The sequence below is a fragment of the Neisseria sp. HMSC055H02 genome (genome assembly GCF_001813335.1).
In the GTDB taxonomy this organism is placed as follows: Bacteria; Pseudomonadota; Gammaproteobacteria; order Burkholderiales; family Neisseriaceae; genus Neisseria; species Neisseria sicca_C.
The window spans coordinates 18263-27588 of sequence record NZ_KV812105.1 but is presented as its reverse complement, the minus strand read 5'-3'; the positions used below and the strand labels follow the sequence as shown (position 1 = coordinate 27588).

Genomic DNA, 9326 nt, shown 5'->3' with positions numbered 1-9326 from the left:
TGTCCTGATTTAAATTTAATCCACTATATTCTGTGTATACGATACCAAAATGCTTGGTATTGGAGCATAACATTGGAATTGAAAAAAAGGTCGTCTGAAGACAAGTATTTTCCTAAACGGAGAAATGATTTTCAGACGACCTTTTTAAGCAGAGGCTTTTTTCATCTGAGTACGGTGGTTATTTACCTATACCCGTGCCGCTTCCAATGCCTGCGCCAAGTCGGCAAGCAAATCATCGATATGCTCGATGCCCACGCTCAGGCGTACCATATCGGGACTGACACCCGCTGCGGCAAGTTCGGTATCGTCAAGCTGGCGGTGGGTAGTGGTGGCGGGATGGGTGGCAAGCGATTTGGCATCGCCGATATTCACTAAGCGCAGGAAGAGTTGCAGTGCGTCGATGAATTTTGTACCCGCTTCGCGTCCGCCTTTAATGCCGAAACTCAGCAAACCGGAGGCTTTGCCGCCGTAGTCGCGGTCGATTAAGTTTTTGTAAGGGCTGTCAGGCAAGGCAGGATAGTTTACCCATTCGACCTGCGGGTGTTTCTTTAAGAATTCGGCTACTTTCAAGGCGTTTTCACAATGACGCTCCATGCGCAGGGCGAGGGTTTCCAAACCTTGCAGCAGTAAAAACGCGCTGTGCGGCGATAGGGCGGCACCGGTATTGCGCAGCGGGACGACGCGGGCGCGGGCGATGTATGCGGCCGCACCAAAATGCTCGCAGTAGTTTACTCCGTGGTAGGACGGGTCCGGTTGGTTGAAGGTTCGGTCAAAACGCGGATTACCTGCCCATTGGAATTTGCCGCCGTCGATAATGGCACCGCCAATCGTTGTGCCGTGCCCGCCGATGTATTTAGTCAAGGATTGGATAACGATGTCGGCGCCGTGTTCGATGGGACGGAACAGCGTGGGCGTAGCGACGGTGTTGTCCACCATCAGTGGCAGTCCTTGAGCGTGTGCGGCTTGGGCAAATGCCTGAATATCGACGACATTGATGGCGGGATTGCCGATGGATTCGCAATACACCAGTTTGGTCCGGCTGTCGGTATTGGCGGCGATTTCTTCGGGTTTGGCAGGATCGATAAAGCGCACTTCTATGCCTTGGCGTGGCAGGCTGTGGGCAAAGAAATTGTATGTGCCGCCGTAGAGGGTTTTGGTTGCGATGATGTTGTCGCCTGCTTCAACCAATGTTTGAACGGCATAGGTAATTGCCGCCATACCGCTGGCAACAGCCAATGCGGCGATACCTCCTTCCAAACGGGCAACGCGTTCTTCCAAAACGGCAGTGGTCGGATTCATCATACGGGTGTAGATATTGCCCGCTACATCAAGGTTAAACAGGTCTGCGCCATGCTGCGTGTTGTCGAAAGTGTAGGAAGTGGTTTGGTAAATCGGGACGGCAGCGGATTTGGTGGTCGGATCGGATTGATAGCCTGCGTGCAGGGCGATAGTTTCCCGTTTCATATGAATATCCTTGTAGTGAATTAAACGTTAATAAATAGAGGCCGTCTGAAAAAACGTAGATTGTTTTTCAGACGGCCTGTTTCTTGCTTTATTGCGGTGTATTGTCTTCTGTCGTTACGTTTGACTCGGTAGTGTTTTCTTCATCTGAAGCTGACGCGTCTTCCGGCTCTTCCGCTACCCGCTCGAGGCTGACCAGTTGCTCGCCTTCGTCCAGATTAATCAGGCGCACGCCTGCTGCGGCGCGGCCGGTTTCGCGGATTTGTTCGACTTTGGTGCGGATGAGGACGCCGCCGCTGGTAATCAGCATCAGGTCGTCGGTTTCGCCAACCAAGGTTGCGGCGACCAAATCGCCGTTGCGCTCGCCGGTGTTGATGGCGATATTGCCTTGTCCGCCTTTGTTTTTGCGGCTGTAATCGGCAATCGGGGTACGTTTGCCGTAACCGTTGGCGGTGGCGGTTAGCACTTGCAAATCGCTTTGTGCGGCTTCGGGGGCAAAGGTAATCAGGCTGACGATTTTGCCGTCGGCAGGCAGGCGCATACCGCGCAGGCCACCGCTGCCGCGACCGGACGGACGCACGCCGTGTTTGCCGCTTGGCAGGGCGTTTTCGTTGTCGGCGGTTTCGTCTTCGAGGTCGTCTGAAATTTCGGTTTCGATGTCGGCATCTTCTGCTTCGTCGTTACCGGATTTTTCCCAGTATTCGTTGAAACGGATGGCTTTGCCCAAGTTGGAGAACAGCATGATGTCGTCCGAGCCGCTGGTTTGGGCGGCGCCGACGAGGTAGTCGCCTTCTTTGAGCGCGATGGCTTTGATGCCTTGGCTGCGGACGTTTTTGAAGGCGGAAAGCTGGACTTTTTTCACCATGCCTTGCGCGGTGGCGAAGAAGACGTATTGGTCTTCGGGGAACTCGCGCACAGCGAGGATGGCACTGACTTTTTCGCCTTCTTCCAACTGGATGACGTTGTTAATCGGACGGCCGCGGCTGTTGCGTCCGCCTTCGGGTAGTTTGTAAACTTTAATCCAGTGGCACTTGCCGAGATTGGTGAAACACATCAAATAGTCATGCGTGTTCGCAACGAACAGGGTTTCGATGAAGTCTTCGTCTTTGGTGGCCGCCGCCTGTTTGCCGCGCCCGCCGCGACGCTGCGCCTGATAGTCGGTGGTCGGCTGGGTTTTGATATAGCCGCCGTGAGTCAGGGTAACGACCATTTCGCGTTGCGGAATCAGGTCTTCATCGGCAATGTCGCCGCCGAACGGGTTGATTTCGCTGCGGCGTTCGTCGCCGAAATTGGTTTTGGTTTCTTCCAACTCTTCGCGGATGATTTGGGTGATGCGTTCAGGCTTCGCCAAAATGTCCAAAAAGTCGATGATTTTTGCCATGATGTTTTTGTAGTCGCCGACGATTTCTTCTTGGTCGAGGCCGGTCAGGTTGCGCAGGCTCATGCGCAGGATGGCGTCGGCTTGGATTTCGCTCAGATAATAGCCTTGTTCCTGCAAGCCGAGATTGGCGGGCAGACCTTCGGGACGCGCCATGCGCAGGTCGAGGTCGGTACGGCTCAGCATGTCTTCCACCAAACCGCTGCGCCATGCACGGGACAGCAGTTTTTCTTTGGCTTCAGGCGCGTCGGCAGATTCTTTGATGAGGCGAATCATCTCGTCGATATTTGACAGGGCGACGGCTTTACCTTCAGCGATATGGCCTTCATGACGCGCTTTTTTCAGGCGGAACAGGGTGCGGCGGGTAACGACTTCGCGACGGTGGCGCAGGAATTCCGCCAAAATCTGTTTCAGGTTCAACAGGCGCGGCTGACCGTCAACCAAAGCAACCATGTTGATACCGAAGCTGTCTTGAAGCTGGGTGAGTTTATAGAGTTGGTTTAAAACGACTTCGGCGTTTTCGTTGCGTTTCAATTCGATAACGACGCGCATACCGGATTTGTCGGATTCGTCGCGCAGGTCGGATACGCCTTCCAACGTTTTTTCGCGCACCAACTCGCCGATTTTTTCCACCAGCTTGGCTTTGTTCACCTGATACGGGATTTCGTCGATGATGATGGCTTCGCGTTCGCCGTTTTTGCCTATCGGTTCGATATGGGTTTTACCGCGCATGACGACGCGGCCGCGGCCGGTTTTATAGCCTTCGCGCACGCCGCTCAAGCCGTAGATGGTTGCGCCGGTCGGGAAATCGGGGGCTTGCAGGATATTGATTAATTCGTCGATTTCGGTTTCGGGTTCGTCCAAAAGACGCAGACAGGCATTGATGGTGTCGGTGAGGTTGTGCGGTGGGATGTTGGTCGCCATACCGACGGCGATACCGGACGAGCCGTTGACCAACAGCGCGGGGAAGCGGGTCGGTAACACCAGCGGTTCGTGCTCGCTGCCGTCGTAGTTCGGACCGAAATTGACGGTTTCTTCTTCGATGTCCGCCAGCATTTCGTGGGCGATTTTCGCCATGCGGATTTCGGTATAACGCATGGCCGCGGCACCGTCGCCGTCAACCGAACCGAAGTTGCCCTGACCGTCGATTAAGACGTAACGCATCGAAAAATCCTGCGCCATGCGCACGATGGTGTCGTAAACCGCAGAATCGCCGTGCGGATGGTATTTACCGATGACGTCGCCGACGATACGCGCCGATTTTTTGTAGGCGGCATTCCAGTTGTTTTTCAGCTCGTGCATGGCGTAAAGCACGCGGCGGTGCACCGGCTTCAAACCGTCGCGCACATCGGGCAGCGCGCGGCCGACAATCACGCTCATGGCGTAATCGAGATAGCTTTTGCGCATTTCGTCTTCAAGGCTGACGGGCAGGGTTTCGAGTGCGAATTTATGGTCGTTGCGTATAGTTGCGTCGGTCATGGTTTTCTTTATTTCGTATGGCAAAAATTAGCTCGAATTTTAGCATAAAAACGGCTTGGAAAGGGCGTTTTGCGGGGCAATGCGGCAAATCCGGGCAACTTGCAGAACGATGGTTGTAAAAATAGATAAAAGGTCGTCTGAAAACTTTTCAGACGACCTTTTATCTTGAACCGCAGCTGATGCTTAAGCGCGTTTGCGGAATTCGCCGGTACGGGTATCGATTTCGACTTTGTCGCCGTTTTCGATGTAAGACATCACTTGGATTTCAGTACCGCCGACCAGACGCGCGGTTTTCATCACTTTGCCGGAAGTATCGCCTTTAACGGCAGGCTCGGTGTATTCGACTTCGCGCACGATGATGGTAGGCAGTTCGACAGAAATGGGGTTGCCTTCGTAGAAGGTTACTTCGCATTGGTCTTCCATGCCGTCAACGATGAATTTCAACGCGTCGCCGATGTTGTCGGCTTCGATTTCGTATTGGTTGAATTCTTCGTCCATGAAGACGTACATAGGGTCGGCAAAGTAGCTGTAAGTACAGTTTTTGCGGGACAGGATGACGACGTCGAATTTGTCGTCGGCTTTGTAAATGGTTTCGGAAGCGGCACCGGTCAGCAGGTTTTTCAGTTTCATGCTGACTTTGGCGGAAGAGCGGCCGCCTTTGATGTATTCGGTTTTTTGAACGACCATAGGATCGTTGCCGACCATGAATACGTTGCCGGCGCGCAGTTCTTGTGCTGTTTTCATGTATTGTCCAATCAAATCGGTTGTAAATAAACGCGCTATTTTAGCGTATTTTTTTAAGCTTTGAAATAAAGGCGGCGAGTTTTTCGGGGGCGGAAGGCTGCTCGAAAAGATAACGGCTCCAGTCCTCCGCGCCTTGCAGCCAGTCGTTTTGGTGTTGTTGCAGGATTTGCCAACATTCGAGGCGCTGCGTGGCGGATAATGCCTCTCCGCCGTTGAGGTCGTCTGAAAGGCGGCGGTGTGCCGAGGCAGTTTCGGGCGTGTAGAAGCCGTGTGCCTTATCCCAAAAGGCGTGGAGTTTGTCGAGATGGACATGCTCGTCTTGCGGGTAGATGTGCCAAAAGAAGGGTTTGCCGGCAAGCTGGGCGCGGACGAAACTGTCTTCGCCGCGTATCACGGCGCAGTCGGCGAGGTGCAGCAGTTTGTCGAAATCCTGTTGCGGCACGAAAGGGATTTTGACGAGGCGGACTGAGGTCGTCTGAAAAACATCGCCGTCGTTTTGCAGGGCGTTTTGCGGAATGACGCCGCTTTGTTTGAGGCTGTCGATGATTTGCGTCCCCGCCAGCAGCAGGGTCAGCGGGCTGTCTGCCTGTTGCCACATGTCCAGCCATTTTGCCCAAACATCGCTCCGGTAGCCGAAAAGCAGCCATTCGGGGGCATTTTTTTCTGGAAGCATCAGCCGCTCTCGCAAGGCTTCGCTATCAAAACGGACGGCATCACGGTAATCGCGTTCGCGTATCAGCCCGCCGCTTTTTTCGCTGAAACCCATAAACCAAAAATATTTTTGAACACCCTCCTGCGGCGAAGGCATCAGATGCAGCCTTTCATTGCTTTCCTCCGCGCTCAAATACTCCCAATTCAGCCAAAGCGGCTTGTGTTGGCGGATGATGTGCAACACATTTTCAGGCAGATCACAGGCGAAAGTTTCGATGACAATATCGGGAACAGGCGCATTATTAATATCCGCCACTTCAGCATGCCAAGTGCGGACATAAATATCCTGATGAACGCAGGGAACGTCGGGCAAATCGGGACAAAGCGCACGCAAAGCAGACACATCGTCCGTCCACAAATGCACCTGCCAACCAAGTTCACGGTGCAAAACACGGGCAAGCCGCAGGGAAACGCCGATGTCGCCGAAATTGTCGATGACGTTGCAAAAAATCCAACAAACAGGAAAAGCGTGTGTATTCATAAAAGACTCGAGGTCGTCTGAAATCGGTTTCAGACGACCTTTTCAAAACTAAAACGCGCCGAAATAGTGGAACAAATACACAATCAGCAAAACGATTGGAATAAACAGCAGCATGGTTTGACGTTTCAAATCAAACTCTTGCTTAATATGATGCTTGATGGTGTCGAAAAGGACGAATTTGAACAGAAACGTCGCTTCGCAGGCAAGGATGATGCCGTTGATTAAGTGTTGCGCCGCGTCTTCAGGCGGATTGACGGCGAAAACAGCAAGCGTCGCCAAGGGTATCAGGCAGACGGCAAGCCAATGGATGATGAGCGGTTTGGACATGGTGTGTAATCAGTTCAAAATAATTGGAAGAGGGCGGTTATTTATGTCTGATTTCCCAACACTGATGGATTTTCTTGTTGCGGAAATCGTCGGGAACGGATTGTTTGGAAATGTCTTTGACGGCGTATTGTTCCGATACCGAATCGTCCAAGACGAAGCTGCGCAAGTTGTTGGAGAAGTACAAAAGACCGTCTGAAGCGAGCAGGTTCATCGCGCCGTCAATCAACTTTTTGTGGTCGCACTGGATGTCGAGGATGTCGAGCATCTTTTTGCTGTTGGAGAAGCTGGGCGGATCCATGACGATGAGGTCGAACTGTTTGCCTTCGGCGGCGGCGTTTTGCAGGTATTGGAACACGTCGGCGCGGATGATTTTGTGTTGTTCGGGGCTGATGCCGTTGAGTTCGAAATTGCGTTTCGCCCAATCGAGATAAGTGTTTGACAAATCGACGGTTTCACTGGATGCTGCGCCGCCGGTGGCTGCATAGACGGTGAAGCTGCCGGTGTAGGAAAACAGGTTGAGGAAGCGTTTGCCCGCTGCGGTTTCGCCGACTTTTTTGCGCGTGTTGCGGTGGTCGAGAAAGAGGCCGGTGTCGAGGTATTTGTCAAGGTTGACCCAAAACTTGCGGCCGTTTTCAGTGATGATGAAATCGTCGCCGGTTTTGCCGGTTTTCTCGTATTGCTGCAAGCCTTTTTGGCGTTCGCGGCGTTTGAGGTGGATTTGTTCGGGCGCAAAACCGGTAACGAAGGCGACGGCTTCCAATACTTCGGCAAGCCACGCTTCGTATTCTTCGGGCTGCATCAGCCAGCCGGTATCGTATTCCTGAAGGTGGATTTGGTCGCCGTAAACATCGACGGCAAAGGGGAATTGGGGGATGTCGCGGTCGTAAATACGCCAGGCTTCGATGCCGTTGCGTTTCGCCCATTTCATGAGGTGTTTGATGTTTTTGCCCATGCGGTTGGCGAAGGGTGTGATGTCGGTCATGGTTTCAGACGGCCTGAATGAGGATTGGGAAGGGTTTGGATTTTAACGCACTTGATGCCTTTTTGCTTGACCGTTGTCCATAAAATCTATATTATCCGCCGTTCGCCTTTTTATACGAAGCCATCGTCTTCCAACCTAAACCGCTGTTTCGGGCGCGTTTCTTTTATTGCTTGCTGATTTGCCAAGCCTTTCTATGCAGGTTGTCGTCGATGTTAACCACAAGCAAGATGCTTGCGACAACCCTGTAACTTCACATTTCCCGTATCGTTACTTTCCTTTGCTTCAGGTCGTCTGAAAACCGTTCAGACGTGCGCGTTGTTGTCTCTTTAGGATAGCCATGTCTATTAAATTTGCCGATTTGAACCTTGATAAAAACATCTTGTCCGCCGTGCGCAGCGAGGGTTACGAAAGCCCGACGCCGATTCAGGCGCAAGCCATTCCGTTTGCTTTGGAAGGCCGCGACATCATGGCTTCGGCGCAAACCGGCTCCGGCAAAACCGCCGCCTTCCTGCTGCCGACGTTGCAGCGGCTGACCAAACGCAGCGAAAAACCGGGCAAAGGCCCACGCGCGTTGGTGTTGACGCCGACCCGCGAATTGGCGGCGCAAGTCGAGAAAAACGCGCTGGCGTACGCCAAAAATATGCGTTGGTTCCGCACCGTCAGCATCGTCGGTGGCGCATCTTTCGGCTACCAAACCCGCGCCCTGAGCAAACCGGTTGACCTGATTGTCGCCACGCCGGGCCGTCTGATGGACTTGATGCAAAGCGGCAAAGTCGACTTCGCCCGCTTGGAAGTGCTGATTTTGGACGAAGCCGACCGTATGCTGGACATGGGCTTTATCGACGACATCGAAACCATCGTCGAAGCCACCCCGACTGACCGTCAGACTTTATTGTTCTCCGCCACTTGGGACGGCGCGGTCGGTAAGCTGGCGCGCAAACTGACGAAAAACCCTGAAATCATCGAAGTCGAGCGCGTGGACGACCAAGGCAAAATCGAAGAGCAACTGCTGTATTGCGACGATATGCGCCACAAAAACCGCCTGCTCGACCACATCCTGCGCGACGCCAACATCGACCAATGCGTGATTTTCACGTCCACCAAAGCCATGACCGAAGTCATCGCCGACGATTTGTACGAAAAAGGTTTCGCCGCCAACTGCCTGCACGGCGACATGCCGCAAGGCTGGCGCAACCGCACGCTGATGGATTTGCGCAAAGGCCGCTGCAAAATTTTGGTTGCCACCGACGTTGCCGCCCGCGGTATCGACGTGCCGACCATTACCCACGTCATCAACTACGACCTGCCGAAACAGGCGGAAGACTACGTTCACCGCATCGGCCGTACCGGACGGGCAGGGCGCACGGGTATTGCGATTACCTTCGCCGAAGTGAACGAATACGTCAAAGTACACAAAATCGAAAAATACATCGGCCGTAAATTGCCTGAGCTGACCGTCGAAGGCATGGAACCGACCCGCAAGCGCAAATCCGCAGGCGGCAAGCCGAAAGGCAAAGGCGGCTGGGGCGATCGTAAATCCGGCGGCTGGCGCGGCGATAAGAAACCGGGTAAAGAAGGCTTCGGCGGCAAATCGCGCGGCGAAGGTTTCAAAAAAGAAGGATTTAAGAAAGGCGGCGAAGGCTTCAAAGGCAAACGTAAAGCCAACGATTCTTTCGGCTCGAAACCAAGCCGTCTAGCGAAAAGAGGCTGATGCTAAAGCCAAATCAATAGCGGGTATAGTGGATTAAATTTAAATCAGGACA

At 53.3% G+C, this 9326-nt stretch carries 7 protein-coding genes; 1 reads left to right on the top strand and 6 read right to left on the bottom strand.

Annotated features, from left to right (window positions below; genetic code table 11):
- Window positions 1-186 precede the first annotated feature (186 nt).
- The 6 genes from HMPREF2907_RS08315 to HMPREF2907_RS08290 all read right to left on the bottom strand — a co-directional run bounded on the left by HMPREF2907_RS08315 (window position 187) and on the right by HMPREF2907_RS08290 (window position 7563).
- On the bottom strand, window positions 187-1464 hold the full coding sequence (locus tag HMPREF2907_RS08315) for an O-acetylhomoserine aminocarboxypropyltransferase/cysteine synthase family protein (protein ID WP_070682051.1): 1278 nt from the start codon (window positions 1462-1464) through the stop codon (window positions 187-189).
- An 88-nt stretch (window positions 1465-1552) separates the two neighbouring features.
- On the bottom strand, window positions 1553-4318 hold the full coding sequence (gene gyrA / locus HMPREF2907_RS08310) for a DNA gyrase subunit A (protein ID WP_049249731.1): 2766 nt from the start codon (window positions 4316-4318) through the stop codon (window positions 1553-1555).
- Between the two features lie 183 nt (window positions 4319-4501).
- Window positions 4502-5062, bottom strand: coding sequence for an elongation factor P (gene efp, locus HMPREF2907_RS08305; RefSeq protein ID WP_002219406.1), 561 nt, complete (start codon window positions 5060-5062; stop codon window positions 4502-4504).
- A gap of 40 nt (window positions 5063-5102) precedes the next feature.
- Complete coding sequence (gene earP / locus HMPREF2907_RS08300) at window positions 5103-6254, bottom strand: elongation factor P maturation arginine rhamnosyltransferase EarP (protein WP_070682048.1); 1152 nt, start codon at window positions 6252-6254, stop codon at window positions 5103-5105.
- A 48-nt stretch (window positions 6255-6302) separates the two neighbouring features.
- Window positions 6303-6581, bottom strand: a complete 279-nt coding sequence (locus tag HMPREF2907_RS08295) for a hypothetical protein (RefSeq protein ID WP_070682045.1) — start codon at window positions 6579-6581, stop codon at window positions 6303-6305.
- Window positions 6582-6618: 37 nt separating this feature from the next.
- Window positions 6619-7563: a class I SAM-dependent methyltransferase gene (locus HMPREF2907_RS08290; protein ID WP_070682042.1), complete on the bottom strand. Its 945-nt coding sequence runs from the start codon at window positions 7561-7563 to the stop codon at window positions 6619-6621.
- 337 nt (window positions 7564-7900) lie between these two features.
- On the opposite strand from HMPREF2907_RS08290, the gene HMPREF2907_RS08285 reads away from it, so the two are divergent.
- Entirely contained in the window at window positions 7901-9274 is a 1374-nt protein-coding gene (locus HMPREF2907_RS08285; RefSeq protein ID WP_070682039.1) for a DEAD/DEAH box helicase, read from the top strand.
- The last annotated feature ends 52 nt before the right edge of the window (window positions 9275-9326 follow it).

Bases quoted from the DNA above. Each gene is read 5' to 3' on its own strand.
- HMPREF2907_RS08290 (WP_070682042.1), bottom strand. From the start codon at position 7,563: ATGACCGACATCACACCCTTCGCCAACCGCATGGGCAAAAACATCAAA.
- HMPREF2907_RS08295 (WP_070682045.1), bottom strand. From the start codon at position 6,581: ATGTCCAAACCGCTCATCATCCATTGGCTTGCCGTCTGCCTGATACCC.
- earP (WP_070682048.1), bottom strand. From the start codon at position 6,254: ATGAATACACACGCTTTTCCTGTTTGTTGGATTTTTTGCAACGTCATC.
- HMPREF2907_RS08315 (WP_070682051.1), bottom strand. From the start codon at position 1,464: ATGAAACGGGAAACTATCGCCCTGCACGCAGGCTATCAATCCGATCCG.
- HMPREF2907_RS08285 (WP_070682039.1), top strand. From the start codon at position 7,901: ATGTCTATTAAATTTGCCGATTTGAACCTTGATAAAAACATCTTGTCC.
- efp (WP_002219406.1), bottom strand. From the start codon at position 5,062: ATGAAAACAGCACAAGAACTGCGCGCCGGCAACGTATTCATGGTCGGC.
- gyrA (WP_049249731.1), bottom strand. From the start codon at position 4,318: ATGACCGACGCAACTATACGCAACGACCATAAATTCGCACTCGAAACC.